This is a genomic window from Paenibacillus sp. FSL R5-0766 (genome assembly GCF_037971845.1).
Taxonomy (GTDB): Bacteria; Bacillota; Bacilli; order Paenibacillales; family Paenibacillaceae; genus Paenibacillus.
Window position 1 is genome coordinate 6,820,435 of the sequence record NZ_CP150227.1, and the last position, 18,871, is coordinate 6,839,305.

Consider the following 18,871-nt stretch of genomic DNA (forward strand, 5'->3'; position numbering starts at 1 on the left):
GGCATGATTCGTAATCAAAAGCGGACTTTTTGAACAACCTCTTACATTGGAGTTTACATTCACCGCATGTTTATCTAGTATGAAATGATACATATCTTTACACACACTAGATAACAAGGGAGATTACAACATGCGCAAAATTTCAACGAAGCGTTTCGCCGGATGGCCTTTATCTTTCCTCTTATGTGCCTCCATTTTGTTCGCCCCTTTTGCTTCCACTCCGGTTCAGGCTGCTGAGGCAGACAAGGAAACCAAGATCACGTTGCTCGGTACATCGGATATTCATGGTCGATTCATGCCGTGGGACTATGCTCTGGACGGTCCAAACCCAACCGGAAGCATGACACAGCTATACACCATTGTGAAAAAAGTCCGTGCAGAGAATCCCAATACGATTCTGCTGGACGCAGGCGACATGATTCAGGATAACTCGGCTGAGTTGTTCAATGATCAACCTCAATCTCCCATGATGGTTGCAATGAACGAAATGAAATATGACGCATGGGTTATGGGTAACCATGAATTTAACTTTGGGCTGGACGTACTGGAGAAGATCTCTTCCCAATTCAATGGACAGCCTCTCGTGGGTAATATTTTCAAAGAAAACGGCGACCGCTACATGCCTGCCTATACGATTATCGAGAAAGACGGAATTAAAGTGGGTGTTATCGGAATGAACACACCTATGATTACCGAGTTTGAAAAAGGGACGGATCACCTGGACGGCATCATCGTCAAAGATCCTGTGGAAGAGACCAAAAAGGCCATTGCTGAGCTGAAAGGCAAAGTCGATGTCATGGTTGGACTCATGCATATGGGATTGGATAACGAGAACGGAAATCCGGGCACCGGAGTGACGGATATCGCCAACGCCAACCCGGAGCTGGCTGCCATTTTTGCCGGTCACATGCATACCTTGATTGAATCCCAAACGGTTAACGGTGTATTGATCTCCGAACCGAATAAATATGGCTCACATATCTCTCGAATTGACCTTACATTTGAAAAAGACGGCGACAAAGTTATGCTGAAAAGCAAGGAAGCTCAAGCTCTCGCTGTAAAAGCAGCAGACGGAACGTATGAAGTCTCCGATCCTGCGCTGGAAGAGACTTTGCACCCGTTCCACGAGTTCGCTCGTGCCGATGCCAACATTGAAGTGGCTGAACTGAAAGGAACAAACCTGGTCCCTGCTGATGAGATTAAGGGTATCCCTGCGGTGCAGATACAGGAAACACCTTTGTCTGATTTTTTCACCGAAGTGATGTTGCATTACAGTGATGCCGATGTGGTCGCGCACCAGATTGATAACGACAAGGCCAAGCTGGATGTAGGCCCGATCAAGAAAAAGGATATTGCTTTCAACTACCAATACACCTTTGGTGAAGTGACCGTATATGAAGTAACCGGACGCGATCTGATGGATTATATGGAGTGGTCTGCGGGATACTTCAACTCCACTCGCCCGGGTGATGTGACCATCAGCTTTGATCCGAAACGTCGTGCTTCCAAATACAGCACCGATGATTTCTTCGGCGGCGTAACGTATGAGATTGACCTGACTAAACCATACGGTAGTCGGATTACAAATCTGAAGTACAGCGATGGGTCAGTGGTCAAAGAAGACGATACGTTGAAACTTGGCATGAACGCCTATCGAATGGAAGCCCTGATTGCGAAAGGCGGCGCCATGGAAGGGCGCAAGTTCAAGCAACTCTGGTCCTCCAAGGACGCCTCGGCATTTGGTGAGATTCAAGGCACGATTCGCAACCTGTCCATCGCCTATCTGAAAGATGTCATGAAAGGTGTCTACGAACCGAAGATTCAACGCAACTGGAAAATCACTGGCGTAGACCTGACTGCACCGGAACGTGCAGATGTGGTGGAGTTAATTAACGATGGCATCATGTCTGTGCCAACAACGGAAGATGGCAAGTACACCAACATTGCCTCCATTAACATTTTGGATGCGGTGACTCAAGAAGAGATTGATACACTATCTGCCAAAGCAGGTGTGAGTACAGCACAATTCGCAGGCGTGAAAACCAAGGGAGCATTCTATCAACAGCTGAACAAAGCTCGCAAAGCGGCAGGCAATGGCGAGGGAGCAACTACTCCTACACCTGAGAAGCCAACAACGCCAACGAAACCAAAACCAACACCGACTCCAGGCACATCGAAACCTAGTAAACCATCAACACCAAGCACTGGTAAACCGGATACCGTCAACAAAGGTAAACAAGCCAAGGTTACTGCGGCTTACCTGAACGTACGCGCTGGCGCTTCATCCAAAGCGAAGGTCGTTGCTGCCGTACCGAAAGGCACCCTGCTTGAGGTGATCAGTACAGACAAGTATGGCTGGGTAAAAGTGAAGCTGGATGGACGTGTAGCATTTGTATACGGAAAATACGTGAGTATTTTGAAATAAGTAAAATCGTTACGCACTACGCTTAACGAAAAAGAAAAAGGGCGATTCTCCCATGGAACTCATGGTAGGGATCGCCCTTTGTTATGTTAACGAACCGTTATGAGTATTGCTGCAACTGCTTTGCGAGATTACATGCCATAACGGGTGAACGAATTATATATACCTTCGATACTCAACCTCTCTTCACATCCCAGTTCGCAAGCATGCCTCTCGCCATCTCCATGTCGGACTCCTTTCCTGTAATCAGTGCAAACTTGGCAACAATCGCAGGATAGGCTGCCCACTGCTCCCGAATATGCTCCAGCATCTGGGGCCATGTTCTTCCCCCTGCCTTCTCATAACGACTCAAAAGCTCACGCAGCCCATCCTCCTGAAAGAGTGCGTAGTAGATGACAAAGTCCTTACCCGGATCTGCAATCTCCGCTTCCGTCCAATCAATAAGTCCAGTTACTCGCTGGGCATCATCGACAATAATATGCGGCGGATGCAGATCACCATGGATGAACGCCGAGTGCTGAGGCCAATAACTACCTACAGAAAGCCATACCGTCCAGCGTTCAACTAACTCGGTTGGCACCGTAAAATTCTGCTTAACCTCCTCTATATTGGCTGCAAATTCTTTGCGAGCTTCCATAGGTGTCTTGATCCGCACTCCACCTTTCTTCGCCTTGTCGGGATCGATGTTATGCAGCGTGGCGAGAGTCGTAGCCAGTGAATCCAGGAATGTATCCGATAAGCTCTCCTGAGGAAATCGCCATACATACCCTCCCCCTGCGGGGTCCACAACTGCGATCGGATCACCATCAAGTAAAGGATAAGCTATCAACTCTGGCGTGAAGATCCTCCAATCCGGTACTTGTGCGGGTATATTTCCTCGGACCACATCCAGCACCTTGCGCTCATTCTCGGCTCGCTCCCACACGTCTTCGCGTCGCGGCTGGCGAAGAACCCATCTGCGGCCTTCTTCATCCGTGGCGAATGCTACTCGAAAATCCATACCCGACTCGTTGATTTCCAAGGATTCCTCAACGATAAGAAGCCCGTTCTGTTTTGCTAAAGATAATAGTTCCTTTTGAATTGCCAAATTTTCATTCAAGTTTGGTTTTGTCATATCAGGTACTCCCCTTTTCCTGGATAAAATAAAAAACACAGACATGTTCGCCTGTGCAGGTCATTTCGGATGTTGGCATACCTTAATGCTCACAAAAAAATAGTAGTACATCAAAGAACCACTTCAAAAAGTGATCCTTTCATGACGACTAGCGGCATACGTGTAAAATGGCAAACCGATCCCGATGAACTGCACACAGGCAGAAAACAGCAAGCGTAAACAGACGTTTTTCGCCACACTATCTCAATCGGGAAAAATTTTGCACACGTATCCCTCCGTTCAGTAAGTTAACTATATGCTAACATATTCCAATTTCTAGCACCAGACTGAATCGACTGATTTTCGTTTTTTTATTGATATACAGGAACTTCGTCGCCTCAGGTAACGTCCATAGGTATAGATGTATTAAAAAGGATGAGAGGTGAGTAACCCAATGTCCATTGTACGAAGATTATCCTTATTACCAGTCATCTTGCTTCTGCTAACGCTCGGATGCGCAGAGAAGTCCGAGGAACAAGGGAAAGAGAAGCCACATGTGCGAGGAATTATTACGGATTTTGAGGAAGAAAGAGGTCAGGTACTCATCGAGAATAAAGAAGATGGCGGTGTTGATTCTGGACCGATTTGGGTCTCACTCAGCAAGGACGCCGAACTCATCATCGAAGAAGAGATTGTCACCGTCTCTTTGGATGAGACACTCGTTGGTCGAAGTGCAGAAGTGTGGATCAATGGAGTTATTGCTCAATCTTACCCTCCCCAAACCAAGGCTGTGAAGATGGTCATTCATTAACACCAAGCATATACGCCGATACATTTCGTTTCACGTGGAACGTTATGATACACATACGAACATAACGGGTGGTTGCTACTAAAATCGGAAATGATGAAAACAATTTACACACTTGAAGCATTTACTCCGTTAGCCTGCCTGCATATAGAGTATAATGAAGAGGTATACGATAAATGTACGGTGCAATGCTTGTATGTAGAGTATTCAAAACTAACGCAAAAGAGGTAAACGATGAGCGAGCAACAATTTAAAGATTATGGACTTGGTGAAGAGATCGTAAAGGCACTGGATAGTCTGGGCTATGAGACACCAACCGAGGTACAGACTAAAGTTATTCCGGTAGCACTGGAGAATCAGGATCTTGTGGTCAAATCACAGACCGGTAGTGGTAAAACCGCTGCCTACGGCATTCCGCTCTGCGAGTTGGTGGATTGGAATGAGAATAAGCCACAGGCTTTGATTCTTACCCCAACCCGGGAACTGGCTTTGCAGGTTAACGAAGATATTACGAATATCGGCCGCTTTAAGCGTATTAAAGCAACCGCACTATACGGACAGTCCCCTTTTCATATCCAAAAAGCGGAGTTAAAACAAAGAACCCACGTGGCTGTTGGTACACCAGGCCGGGTACTGGATCATATCGAACGTGGCACGCTGCCACTCGAACGGATCGCGTATCTCGTTATTGACGAGGCGGATGAGATGTTGAATATGGGCTTTATTGAGACGGTACAGTCCATCATTCAGAAACTGCCGCAGGAGCGAGTAACGATGTTGTTCTCCGCTACGTTCCCTGAAGATGTAGCCAAGCTGTCACGCAAATACATGAACAACCCGGTGGAGATCGAGATCAAGGCAAGTGGACTGACAACAGCCACCATCGAACATGCCGTGATTAACGTACCCGAAGTGAACAAAACCGCGCTACTTCAGGACTTGTTCATTGTGGAAAATCCGGATAGCTGCATCGTGTTCTGCCGTACGCAGGAGAATGTGGATAAACTGTTCCGGGTCATGGCTGACCTTGACTACCCGGCAGATCGTATCCATGGTGGTATGGAGCAGGATGAGCGGATCGAAGTGATGAACGCATTCCGACGGGGACAATTCCGCTATCTGATCGCGACAGATGTAGCCGCACGTGGTATCGATATCACGAATATTACTCATGTCATCAACTACGATATTCCTTTGGAAAAAGAGGGATATGTTCACCGTACAGGCCGTACGGGGCGCGCAGGCAAAACGGGTAAAGCCATTACGTTGATTACACCGAAAGATGGCAGACGTCTGGCGGAGATTGAATCCTATATTGGATTCGAAATCCCTGTCGTGAAGGCTCCTTCCGAGGAAGCTGTAGATCGCCGTAGAGAAGATTTTGAGAAACGATTGAAGATCGTTCCTGAACGTAAAAAGGACAAGCGTGAACAGCTGAACCAACAGATCATGAAGCTGAACTTCAACGGAGGCAAGAAGAAGAAACTTCGTGCTGTTGACTTTGTAGGTACCATTGCCAAGCTCGAAGGGGTAACCGCAGACGACATCGGGATCATTACCATTCAGGACAATGTAACGGATGTGGAGATCCTGAACGGCAAAGGCCCACTCGTACTGGAGCTTATGCAAAACACAACGATCAAAAAGATGCAGCTCAAGGTTCGCAAAGGCCATAAATAGCAGGATCACATCGAAAATTCGATTCAATGGTAGTTGGACCGTGCAGCTACCATTCAAAGAGAACTACGCAAACGCAACAAAAAGATAGAAAAATCATATCAGGCAACAGATCTACCTCATCCGGTTACAAAACAAGGGATAACAGGCCAATAGCAGGTCGTTATCCCTTGTTTGCTCTTTACGTTGAGAATCATTATCCCTGATCCTGTCAGTTCAAGTGATACATTATATGGAGCAGCGTTACATGGAGCCCATCACACTGCAAGCTCTGGCGGATCAACAGCCACGAACAACGTTGGAACAGGGCATTCGCACCTAGCGCACCTAACTTAGCGTCTGCACCCGTCATACCATAATCAAGCACATTCATTGAGCTGACTATGCTGAATACACCCTTCCTCCAGAAGAACATCTTAGCATTCCCCTCGATTACAAAGTGATTCATAAATCCGTTCTTCCCCAATCCTTGTATACACTTCACATGTTATAGATGTGATCCCCCACTGGCATCGAGACATTGTCCGGTAACCCAGCGGCTGTCTGCTGACGCAAGAAATGCAGCTACATCTGCGACATCCTCCGGCTCTCCCCATCGATTAAGAACAGACAAACCTGCTGCATATGCCTGTCCTTGCGGGTTCGTGAGTGTGCCTGCATTCATCTCGGTATTAATAATGCCCGGCTGGATCGCGTTGACCGTAATCTGGCGACTTCCCAGCTCTTTCGCCAGTAACTTGGTGAAGGTATCCACCGCCCCCTTCGTCATGCTATAGGCGAACACGCCCGGGGAAGCCACTCGTGTAACAAAAGAAGAAATATTAATGATTCGCCCGCCATCCCGCAGACGCGGAACGGCCTGCTGGCTTACAAACAGGGGGGCTTTGACATTTATGTTCATCACTTCGTCGAAGGAAGCTTCTGTCGTCTCCTCCAGACCAAGAATCTGCCCGATGCCTGCATTATTTACCAAAATATCCAGCCTGCCATCTCGTCCATGCTTCCGAACAGCATCATCGACCTGTGCAAATAATGCATGAATTCCATCCAGCGTGCGCAAATCCGCTCCAATGGATTGCGCCTGTCCACCATGATCTGTAATATGCCGCACAACCTGCTCCGCTTCGTCTTGTCGTGTCCCGAAGTGTACAAGCACATATGCACCCTCCTGTGCCAGACGCATTGCAATACTGAGACCGATGCCTCTGCTTGCTCCTGTTACCAAGGCCATCTGCCCTTCAAGTCTTCTGCATATCTCGTTCATAACGTCATCCCCCTACTGAATAAGTAGCACCCGTCACGGGCACATGACAGTTATATCACGAGACGACATACACAATGTTGCTCTCCTATTCGGCACGGACACTCCGTTCAGCGATAACGATCATATCCGTATACCCTCCGAGTGGGGCCGAAGCTCCAGCAGGTTCGTTGGCTGGACAACTCCTAATGACACCAGGCAGTTTCATTTTCATTCTGCATTCGTGCCCTCGCTCTTGCTGCTCTTGTCCTCTACCTGCTGCTAATTTCATCTCTCATTGAAATGTTCACTTGCCAAATATTGTAAATCAACTACAATAAAAATGAAAGCGCTATTATATTTCTATTCTCTGTGGAGGTGTATGTAATGGGTAACAGGAAAGCGGTCTGGATTCTGGTCTTTGCACTCACGTTCACCCTGTTTGGACTTCATCCTGAACGAACAAGCGCAGCAAGTGTCACGATAACGAACGGTACCGATTGGATCGACACTGCAGGCAATCCCATCCATGCGAACAGCGGCAACATTCTGCAGGTAGGCTCGACGTATTATCTGTACGGTGAACATGCAGTGGGCGGCAGATTCGACAGTGTGAACGTCTACACCTCCACCGATCTGAAGAACTGGACTTTCAGCAATACCATCCTGACGAAAGATTCCGCAACCGAGCTAGCCTCCAGCAAAATTGAACGTCCCAAAGTCATCTATAACGCCTCCACCAATCAGTATGTGCTCTGGGCACACTATGAGAACGGTACAGACTACAACCTCGGACGTGTAGCGGTCGCAACAAGCAATACCCCGAATGGCAAATTCACCTATGAGGGCAGCTTCCGCCCACTGAATTATGAGTCCCGTGACATGACCGTCTTTGTTGATACAGATGGCACAGGTTATCTGGTTACGGCTTCACGCAAAAATGGCGGTGCCAATGATACGATGGCTATTTTCAAAATGAATGCAAGTTACACCGGAATACAGTCCTTCGAGGGCTGGTTGTTCGAGAACGCCTACCGTGAAGCACCTGCCGTTGTGAAAAAAGGAAACCGTTACTATCTCTTCACCTCTCAAGCCGCTGGCTGGTATCCGAATCAGGGCGCTTATGCTACAGCAACTTCCATGACGGGTCCATGGACTGCGCTTACGCCATATGGCAATCCATCTGCCTTCGGTTCGCAGATTCACGATATTGCCGCGATTACAGGCAGCAACACCACATCTTACATCTACATGGGGGATCGCTGGAATCCGATGAACCTCGGAGAGCACAAACATATCTGGCTGCCGCTAACCTTGAATGATTCGAACGGAACAGCATCACTGGAGTGGTATACAACATGGAATATCGATGCAGTAACGGGTGCGGTAACACCGCCTGCTCTCGTCAATCATGCACAAGGCAAAACAGCTACCGCCATCTCCACAGCCTCCGGATCGTCTGCATCCAACGTCAATGATGGCAACTACCAGACTTCATGGGTGGCTTCCTCCAATAGCTGGCCTGCCTGGTGGCAGGTGGACTTCGGCGCACCAAAGACGATCACCGAGATCGACACGTCCTGGTTTATGTATAAAGGCTCCGAAGGGTATTACAAATACAAAATCGAGATTAGCAACGATGGTGTCAATTACTCTACCTTGGATCGCACCAACAATCTGACCTATGGTTTTACAACAGATGCTGTGCATTTCACAGCTCGTTATGTACGGATCAATATGGTGAACGCCGTCTTGTGGAATAATCCGGGGAACTGGTATACCCCGACTCTGCACGAGGTCAAAATGTGGGGTCCTGCAACACCGGAAGCCACAGGTTATAGCCGGTTCAGTTCGCACAACGTTCCGGATCAATACATCCGTCACGCCAACTACATCGCACGCATTGATGCCAACGTCTCCCCTGCTCTGGATTCCCAGTTCCGCGTTGTACCGGGGCTGGCAAGTTCCACAGGCATATCCCTGGAGTCCATCAACTTCCCAGGCTACTTCCTGAAGCGTAATGCCAGCAATAAAATTGTACTTGAAGCTTACGCCGACACCTCCGCCTATAAGGGAGATGCTACGTTCCTGAGCAGCCCTGGTTGGGCTGACAGCACCAAAGTATCCCTACAATCGTACAGTCAGCCCGGATATTACATCCGGCATTATGATTACGTATTACAGCTCGATGCCATCTACGCATCCAGCAGCTCGACTGTGAAAAATGATGCCACATTTGGTCGAACTAATTTTTAAGAAAATAAATTCGAGTTGAGATACAGCTACAATTTATATATTTCATCCGTAGTGATACCATCGGCTACCCATGTTCCAGATCGTTCATAACTCCTTGCTCGATCTGATATACCTTAACGCGTATCTATTTTTAACACCAGATCGTCTCCATGTACCGGGACTATTAATAGAGTAGGAGACTGCCCATTAGTTGGACAGTCGACCTCTCACACCACCGTACGTACCGTTCGGTATACGGCGGTTCAACCGTTTAAGTGCAGTTGCCGTAAGCGCTCGTATTGTGCAGGGAAGTCATAATTCCCTGCCTGTGCGAGCCTTTCGTTTGTTACAGAGCGATTCAACACCGCGCTTCCAGCAATTCGCCAGTAGCCCAGCCTTGTATTTCCCCATTGGTACGCCTGCCATTCCGGTATCCCTAGCTTTCGTAGGTTATCTACCTTCGTTCTCGGTTTCTTCCACTGCTTCCAGATGTACATCCGCATTCGTCTTCTCAGCCATTCATTCCAGCTTTGCAGGATTCGCTTCATGTCCGCTACGTAAAAGTAACCAACCCATCCTCGAATGTAGACCTTCACGCTTTCCATGACTTGCCTTGCATTTCTGCCTTGGCTTCGGCCTGTTAGTTCCTTCAACTTCTTCTTCGCTTTGGCCAGAGACTCTCGGTGTACGCGTATGTATACACCGTTTTTATTCTTGCCCAGAGCGAATCCTAGAAATTTGAAGTGCTTCTGCGACAGGACGCTCACGACCTTGCTTTTCCGCATGTTCATTTGGAGCTTGAGCCTCTGCTCCAGCACCGTTCGGCCAGATTCCAGCAGTCTTTTCGCTGCCCGCTTACTCTTCGCCAAGATCACGATGTCGTCCGCGTACCGAATCACCTTCACGCCTCGCTTTTCCATCTCCTGATCGAACTCGTTCAGATAGATATTCGCTAGTAAAGGCGACAAGGGACCACCTTGTGGTGAGCCTTCTTCCGTTCTGCGCCGCACGCCGCTCTCCATGACTCCGCTTTTCAGATATTTCTTGATCAGGTCGATGACGCGCCTGTCCTGAATCTGTTTTCGCAGTATGTTCAGCAGAAGTTCATGATTTAGGGTGTCGAAGTATTGAGACAGATCAATTTCGGCTGCATGACCGTATCCTTGTTCTGCGCAAGTTTTGACTTTGCGAATCGCTTGCTGCGCACTTCTCCCCGGACGGTAACCATAGCTTCCTTCCGAAAAGAGTGGCTCGAACACAGGTTGCAGCGTTTGAGCGATCGCTTGTTGGACGACCCGATCGATTACCGTCGGGATGCCTAGCTTTCGAACGCCGCTTCCATCTGGTTTGGGGATTTCTTTTCGCCTTACCGGGCTTGGTCGATATGTACCCTCCCGAATACGCTGTAAAAGTTCGTCTCTGTTTTCTCGTAGCCACGGAAGCGCCGCTTCGACCGTCATTCCATCGATTCCTGGTGCTCCGTGGTTACGTTTGACCCGCTGATATGCCCGGTTCAGATTTTCTCTGTCCAGTATGACCTCCAGCAGGTCCTCTGCACCGTCTCTTTCTCTACTTTCCCGAGTATCGATACTCCGCACTCCTGCATACCCTTCGCGTTCCACGCGTTCTCTTTGCCGGTAGCCCTTCCGGTATTCTGCTTTCATTGCATCGACTCTCCTTTCAGTTTGTACTTGAGACATACGATTGTTCGGTCCTTCCCGAAAAAAAAAAAAACCTTACGGTACTATGACCTCTGCTGACTTCTCACCACAAGCTTTACTCCGTTTTTCGGATTTTTTTTTTTCCTACTTGACGTCAGTGAGACCTCCCCGGGTAAGAGCGATAACCTTCCCCTCATCCATCTGCCACATTTACATGCCGGAATTCGGGCAGTATTGGACTTCGCTTTGGCTTGCAAGCTCGTCCGTTCCACCATGCCTTGTATGTGATTTCTGTTCGTCAGACCGAGGGTTTGCCTCCGGCTTCCTTCAGATTCCGCCTCGCGACGGACACCCTTGCCCTTGGCTAACAGTTCCTACTGCCAAGCCTGTAGCGGACTTTCACCGCCAAGTTATCGCCCATGCCGGGCGCACAAGCAGAAAAGCCTACTCCAACGGGAGTAGGCTTTTCTGTGCTATCGAATGTGATTACGGGGCCGGAACATATTTCATTAAGAACCCCTTACCGTTATTATCCATGTCTCCGTCTTTTACATCTGAATAGCTCACATAAATGTTGTCGTTGCTGTCTATGACAAGATCGATATTCCTAGGCACATCTGTAGAGAAGCCGAGATTGCCGACGGGAACCCAACCGTTGTCATATTTCATCACGCTCATCCGATCCCCGCGTGTACCATCTTGATAAGCCACATAAAGAGTTCCCTGACTGTCAAAATCGAAGCTTGCTCCACTAGTCTGACCTACCGTGAAGTCTGAATTGGCGACAGTTTCCCAAGCGGAGTTAATATATCTCATCACGGTCAATTTTGAATCACTCCTGTAAACCACATAAGGTATATTATTTGGATCGAATGCAAATGATATTGCACCTTCCAGATCCTCCGGAAGATTCGGGTTTCCGAATTTCGAATCTCCAACAGTCTCCCAAGCGCCATTTACGTATTTCTCAAATAGGGTACCACGAGTATAGTTCGTATCCATGACTGTATACGTTTGAAGTACATATGGGATGTTTTTTTGGTCCAATTGGAAATCTAGTGTATGAACATTCTTTCCATTTAATCCATCACCGTCGCTTACACTCACCCAATTGTTCCCTTCATATTTTATCACCTTGGGTGCATCCTGATTGTCGTCATGAAGAACATACGCTACATAAGGATTATCATTGCTGTCGAAAGAAATAGATACTCTTTTCACATAATCGATATCTGTATTGCCTACGAACTCCCAAGCGGTACCGTTATACTTACTCACTGTTAATACATCACTAATAGAAACAACGTAAACATTATCCTGGCTGTCTATGGCGATTTCACTTCCACGGTACTTCTCATCTCCAACGCTCTTCCAGCTGCCTCCCTCGTATTTTATAACCGATGTAAAGCTTATTGCATAAGGAGTTCCGTGACTGTCGACTGCGAATTTTAATTCCATCATTCGTTCGATCGCATCGCCTACGTTGTGCCACGGCGATATCGTCCACTTCGCGAACAGAGTGATATCTGCCTTCACCTCTGTCGTGAAGTCGTAGGCGGTCGTTCCCTCAAGGTCGCTGTACCAGCCTTCGAACGTATATCCATCCCACATCGGGGCGTTAGGTACCACAGCCTTGTCGCCAGAATTCACCGTCTGGCTCTCTACGGAAGATCCGCCGTTACTGTTGAAGGTTACCGTGTAACCGTTCGATGTCCATTTCGCATACAACGTAAGGTTAGCCGTCACAGATGTTGAGAAGCTGTAGGCTTCACTCAGACCACTGTCACTATACCAGCCGCCGAACGTATACCCGTTCTTCGTTGGAGCATCCGGTGCCGCAGCTTTGCCGCCGTATTCGACCGTCTGGGCCTCTACTACCGTTCCACCGTTACTGTCGAAGCTGACTGTATAAGTGGTTGTCCATTTCGCGTACAGCGTGAGATTCGCTGTCACCGGCGTTGTGAAGCTGTACGCTTCACTCAGACCGATATCGCTGTACCAGCCACCAAACACATAGCCTGCCTTCGTCGGGTCGGCAGGGGCAGAAGCGGTGTCGCCGTCATCCACCGAAAGACTCGTTACAGTTGATCCACCGTTGCTATTGAAGCTCACCGTATAGCTGTTCTTCGTCCACTTCGCGTACAGCGTAAGGTCGCTCGTCACCCCAGCAGTGAAGCCGTAAGCCGTCGTCAGGACGCTATCGCTGTACCAACCGCCGAACGTATATCCTGTGCGTGTTGGGGCAGTTGGGGCCGTAGCCACAGCGTTTTCGTTCACTGTCTGATTTGCCACATTCGACCCGCCGTTACTCTGGAAGCTCACCGTATAAGTTTTTTTCTGCTCAACCGTCCACTTCGCATACAAGGTAATATTTGCGTTCACCACAGCTGTGGTGAAGTCATAAGCGGTCGTCAAGCCGCTGTCACTGTACCAGCCGCTGAATACATAGCCTTCAAGCTCCGGTGTGCCAGGTGCCACCGCCTTGGCGCCTTCGTTCACCCTCTGATCGGTAACCTCCGACCCACCGTTACTATCGAAGCTCACCGTGTAGCTTAGCATCCACTTCGCATACAACGTAAGATTGTCCGTCACCGGTGACGTGAATTCGTAGGCAGCCGTCAATGCACTGTCGCTGTACCAGCCGCCGAATACATAGCCGTCCTTCGCCGGCTCGATCGGCTCAACGGCCAGGTCGCCATATCCCACCGTCTGATCAGCCACTTCTTCTGACCCACCGTTGCTATTGAAGCTTACCGTGTATTCGTTCAGCGTCCATTGTGCAGTGAACTTGACATTCTCCGCAGGCATCGTAGTCGGAGGAACCGGCAACCATCCAGCGAAGATATGCCCTTGCCATGTCGGATCACCCAGGTGTAACCCCGTCGTAGCTCCGAACGGTACGTCCACGACCTTTGTCACCGTGCCAGAGCCATTGTAATCAATCGTCATGCTGTAAGCGTCACGCTTGTAATACAACTTCAGCACCGTTGTGCCGTCACCTGCTATTTGTTCTGCCAGCACCGTTCCCGGAATACTTTGATCAAGCGTAAAGCCCGCATAAGACTTCGGCGTTACATCCGTCAGATTCGCCTCGGCGCCGGTGGTGCCACGATACGATTCTGTATCGGCCACCGTATAGGTGTTGCTTGCCACATTCTGCTTCAAGTACACCACTTTATAAGGCGTGTCTTCTTTTGGGTTCCACGTTGCGGTATACGTAGTGCTTGCAGTCGGCATCGTGCTCGGCACCTCCGGTGACCAACCGGCAAACGTATAGCCCGGTCTTGTCGGTACAGGGATGCGAGCCGCGATGTTCTTGCCGAATTGCTCCGTGACCGTACTTCCGGGAGCCCCGGCATAGCCTAAGTCAAAGGTCATGGTTCGATTCGTCGGATAATAATCAATCTGAACGACCGTAGAGCCGTCGCCCTTGATATACACTCCGCCTACCGTACCGTTCGTATAGCCTTGGTCCTTGAAGCGGTCAGAGGTGATCCGAATCTCCGTACCGGTTGTTCCAGTCAATTGTTCCGTATACGCAGGAAGCAGCGATGCCTTTGTATTCGGGTCGATCAAATAATGCTCTACCGTATACGGCGTATTTGCATTTGCAGTCCAGTGCGCGTACAGAACACGATCCTCCGCTGGCATCCGGCTCGGAATTGTCACCTTCGTTCCGCCGGTAGCTGCTGTATACCAGCCGTCAAAGGTGTATCCCGGATAGACCGGGGTGGTCACGTTGAGCGCCGCATTATAAGCGGCAACAACAACCTGGGTCACTCCGCCGTTCTCCGGGTCAAGTTGGAAGGTATAGTCGCCTTCTCTGGCAAGCCAAGTCAACGGAATCGTGCGCTTGAGCGGATCAGATGTGAACGTCAACGGCGCATTTTTCCAGGTGATCACCAAGTTGCCCGTACTCACCGGAACGCTCGTGTTCACCACTTCGATCTTCTGGGTACTCGAGTTATACTTGAAATTCGCATTGTCTACTTGAATATCGAACTTCGACGGATTGTACGCCGGATCTTTCGAATTATGATACGACTGGTTACCCGTAACGCCGGTCATCAAGTCGAATGTCTTCATCGTAAGCAACGACTCCGGAACAGCGATGGATTTCGCGGCGCCTGCCAAGGTAAATCCGAGTTTATCATCCTGCGGATAGGCGAAGTCGTATACATTCTTATGTTCCCCTACCGTATAAAGCGGCCATGTGTCCTCATACACCGGTGCACTGGCCGAGACAGCCCCGTCGCCCAATTGGGCTCCTACCTCTACCTCCAAATAGATGCCAAGCTCGATGTACAGGGCTCCGGAAGAGCTGGTGGACTTCAACCCGTTCGCATTTTTCAACTGGTAGTAGAAGTATCCCCACAAGTTCACATAAGCGCCAGGCTCCACAGAAAGTCCGATGCTGTTCAGATCGACACTTCCAAGCCCTGCTTTCACCTCCATATGAACCCCGGCCCGCAAGCCGATCGTCCCCATGACATAGAAGGTAAACTGGTATTCGCCGTCACCCGGCAAGCTTACAGTGTTGCTGGTGCCTGTGAAGGCAAACACACGCAGATTAACCGAGTAACGCTTGGCTGTCTTGTAGTTGAAATCAGCTCCTATCGAGAGATTAACATTGGCGCTGACAACGAAATCTGCTACAAATTTGACTTCAACGGTACCCATAGCCACGCGCACGCTTTTTGCGACGATTTGCTTCTTGATTAACGGAATCCAATCCGTCTCGTTCTCCATCATCTCTTTGTACTGGGCTCTTAGCGCCGCCGCGTCGACTCCGGTATCTTGCACACCCTCGAGCAACGCTCGAACTTCTGTCGCGATGTCCCGCACCTGACCCAGCTTGCCAGCTTTTTTCTGCCCCAGCCAATCATTCAGCGCATCGTTTAACTTATCGTGTTTGACGGTAGCAATCTCCGCCGTGATATTGATCCCGGTATACGTGTAGGCATCCAGATTTGCGGTGATCACATAATCATCAATGCTGTACCAGTAAGGAATCCCCCACTTGGTCAGCCAATGCCCTTGCAGATCCCCGTTGATTGCGAGATCCAGGCTCATTTCCTGAAGGAAGGTACCGGTCATATGAATGACAAGGTCGCTCTCGTCATTGATCTTCACAACAATATCGGCGCCCACTTGCAGCGAAGCACTTACGCCAGAGGTTCGGCCGTTAATATTTTTCAGATTGGTGCCGAGCGAAGCGTCGACGGTCAGATTCTTCACACTTACCTTGCCCAAGCTGCTTGAGGACGCCAGGAAGGACTGGGCCTTGATCTCCTTGATCTCCTTCGTCTCCATGGCTAGATCGGATAGATAATCTGCGGCTTGATCGACGAATCCGCTGGCGATCGCTTGCTGCTCGATTTGCTCTTCAAGCTGCGCGATCTGCTCTTCTGACAGCAGATCCTCACCGTTAATCGCTTGCTGCTGATAGATGTTGAAGACATTCTCGATATCTTCTAAGGTGGCATCCGTATAGGTAATGACATCCATCTCCGCCGCAGGCGTAACCGAGGTAATGCGCCCATAGCTAATTACCTCGGAATGTTCCTGGGCGAAATCCCCTTCATAGAAACCGATAAAGTCGCCCACATCAACCGTGGTCAGCTCATCCAGACCGAAGGGCTCATATACGCTGTTGCTGTAGTTCATCACGGTGTGCTCAACCGTGATGGAATGGTTGCCAGGTTCTCCATCCGTGTCCGCCTTTACACTCACCGGCAGCACATCCGGCTTGAATAACACTTGCTCCGCATCCGCGTGATCATAAGTGTAGTTGCTGCCTTCTATCGCCGTGATGCGGACATAAGCGATATCGCCAGCGTCGATCCCATCCGTTTCTACCGTTCGCAGGTCGGGACGGACTCCTTCGTAGATGGCGACGGTATCGCCAACTTGAATAGCGGTACTTCCGTTGTAAGTGAACGTTCCACCGCCTGCATTCGCCTCAGCGAGCGCATTATCGCTGCCACCCACTTTTGTGGTGACTACCGGAATCGCGGGCGAATCCACATCCGCGCCATTCAGCATCATCTTCGAGACATCCGCGAAGCGCAGATAAACCATGTCCGAACTCAATGGAATATTCATAACTTCTTGTTTGGCGACACTAAAAACATAAATGCTCGTCGTTGCGTCTTGACCCTGGAAGGACAGGTTGTCGTCCGTCAACGTAAGTTGATAGGTGTTGCCTTCTACGAACTTACCGTTTTTCGCTGCGGACGCTACCGTAAATGCACCGTTCCCACCGGTGACGGTAATACCCTCGAAGTCAGGGTTCGCCATGTCCTCGAACGTCATCCCTGCTTGTACATCAGATGCCGTCAGGCTACCTGTCGCATCTTTTACAACGATGGTGAAGTCCGGCGCGACATTCAGCACCGAGTAGCTGGGAATGCTCTGTACGGCATTACTCACGTTATCCACATACTTCGCATACAACTTCGTATCGGTGGTAACGGTACTGCCATTCGCAAAGATGAGCGAAAAATCGCTATCTCTAAACCACCCTTGGAAAATTTCCCCTTCCTTTGTTGGGGCAGGCAGGTTATTGAGCACTTCTCCTTGCCGCACCGTCTGCGCCTTGACTGCTGTGCCTCCGTTGCTCTCGAACGTAAGCGTATACGTAGCGGAATCGGTACCCGTGCCGGGGCTACCTCCGTTTCCTCCAGGCGTTCCGCCACCGCTATTACCGCCGGGTGTTGTCGGTGTTGGTGTTGGTGTTGGTGTTGGTGTTGGTGTTGGTGTTGGTGTTGGTGTTGGTGTCACTGGGGCTTGATTCTGATTTTTCCACGCCTCCACAACTGCGTTGTTACGCATGAAGAGAACCGCCGCTTCCGCGCGAGTTGCTTGGGCATTCGGATTAAAATGTCCATTCCCGTCTCCGGTGAACACGCCGGCTTGCCACAGTTTGACTACTGCGTCAACCGCCCAAGGCGATACATCGGCGAGATCACCCGGCTCCGTCGTTACGGGATTAGCGGTTTGATAGGAAATCTGTTCGCTTTCAAAATACCGCAACGTCATCGTTGCCATTTGCTCTCTGGATACGATGGCATCCGGGGAATATTTCCGATCACCCGTACCGTCGGTAATCCCCTTCTTAACCGCCCATTCGACATAAGGCGCATACCAAATGCCAGCCTTCACATCGGCAAAACTTGAGGTGGAATATTCCCCTACATCCACGCCTGCCATGCGTCCGAGTGCCGTCACATACATAGCACGCGTCATTGTGCCCTTGGGCAAGAAGGTGTTCGTGTCTGTTCCGCTGAATATGCCCTTCTCCTGCACATGAACGACTGCATCATAGAACCAGTCCGTCGGACTCACATCTTGGAACCCACTGGGTTTGTTCACTGTTGTCTGCTGCATCGGTAGTTCTGCCGCTGCTGCCGACTGCGCCGGAAATACGGGCACGGCAGTCACCACCAGGCTTAAGACCAGCATCCACACCAGCATCCGCCAGCTCGACTTCCACCCCTGTCTTGTCGCTTTCTTCATGTTCATTCATCCCTTCTATGTATAGATCAAACTAAAGTAACGACTTTTTAGAACCTTACAAAGAGCAGATTCATAATGATTAAAGACACTTTCGTTAAGCAAAAATTCAATGCTCTCTTCTCGCTAACAAACGCAACGTGATGGATGCGAAGTCGTTGAATATCAACTGCAGTGGAAACAAGCAGTCACGCGGAATCACTTGTTTCCTCCGAGCCTA

At 49.5% G+C, this 18,871-nt stretch carries 9 protein-coding genes; 4 read left to right on the forward strand and 5 right to left on the reverse strand.

Annotation, left to right across the window (positions count from 1 at the left end; translation table 11 throughout):
- The first annotated feature begins 130 nt into the window (after positions 1–130).
- Positions 131–2,425: a 5'-nucleotidase C-terminal domain-containing protein gene (locus MKY66_RS29475; RefSeq protein ID WP_076213716.1), complete on the forward strand. Its 2,295-nt coding sequence runs from the start codon at positions 131–133 to the stop codon at positions 2,423–2,425.
- Positions 2,426–2,597: 172 nt separating this feature from the next.
- Here MKY66_RS29475 and MKY66_RS29480 read toward each other — a convergent pair whose 3' ends face one another.
- The gene (locus tag MKY66_RS29480) at positions 2,598–3,536 is read right to left on the reverse strand and encodes a macrolide 2'-phosphotransferase (protein WP_076213713.1); all 939 of its coding nucleotides are present in this window, start codon (positions 3,534–3,536) and stop codon (positions 2,598–2,600) included.
- A gap of 433 nt (positions 3,537–3,969) precedes the next feature.
- On the opposite strand from MKY66_RS29480, the gene MKY66_RS29485 reads away from it, so the two are divergent.
- Positions 3,970–4,326, forward strand: a complete 357-nt coding sequence (locus tag MKY66_RS29485) for a hypothetical protein (RefSeq protein WP_076213710.1) — start codon at positions 3,970–3,972, stop codon at positions 4,324–4,326.
- A gap of 231 nt (positions 4,327–4,557) precedes the next feature.
- Positions 4,558–6,003 carry a DEAD/DEAH box helicase gene (locus MKY66_RS29490; RefSeq protein ID WP_076213708.1) on the forward strand — a complete coding sequence of 482 codons (1,446 nt, stop codon included), beginning with the start codon at positions 4,558–4,560 and terminating at the stop codon, positions 6,001–6,003.
- Between the two features lie 484 nt (positions 6,004–6,487).
- Here MKY66_RS29490 and MKY66_RS29495 read toward each other — a convergent pair whose 3' ends face one another.
- Together MKY66_RS29495 and MKY66_RS29500 are read right to left on the reverse strand one after the other, a co-directional pair.
- Positions 6,488–7,264, reverse strand: coding sequence for a glucose 1-dehydrogenase (locus MKY66_RS29495; protein ID WP_076213702.1), 777 nt, complete (start codon positions 7,262–7,264; stop codon positions 6,488–6,490).
- A gap of 85 nt (positions 7,265–7,349) precedes the next feature.
- On the reverse strand, positions 7,350–7,532 hold the full coding sequence (locus tag MKY66_RS29500; RefSeq protein ID WP_179088557.1) for a hypothetical protein: 183 nt from the start codon (positions 7,530–7,532) through the stop codon (positions 7,350–7,352).
- Positions 7,533–7,627: 95 nt separating this feature from the next.
- Between MKY66_RS29500 and MKY66_RS29505 the strand changes: the two genes are divergently transcribed.
- Positions 7,628–9,496 (forward strand): AbfB domain-containing protein, encoded by a 1,869-nt coding sequence (locus MKY66_RS29505; RefSeq protein WP_076213699.1) that lies wholly within the window; start codon positions 7,628–7,630, stop codon positions 9,494–9,496.
- 242 nt (positions 9,497–9,738) lie between these two features.
- On the opposite strand, the gene ltrA is transcribed toward MKY66_RS29505, so the two are convergent.
- Positions 9,739–11,139: a group II intron reverse transcriptase/maturase gene (ltrA, locus tag MKY66_RS29510; RefSeq protein ID WP_076213696.1), complete on the reverse strand. Its 1,401-nt coding sequence runs from the start codon at positions 11,137–11,139 to the stop codon at positions 9,739–9,741.
- Between the two features lie 483 nt (positions 11,140–11,622).
- Positions 11,623–18,654, reverse strand: coding sequence for an InlB B-repeat-containing protein (locus MKY66_RS29515; RefSeq protein WP_179088556.1), 7,032 nt, complete (start codon positions 18,652–18,654; stop codon positions 11,623–11,625).
- Positions 18,655–18,871 lie beyond the last annotated feature (217 nt).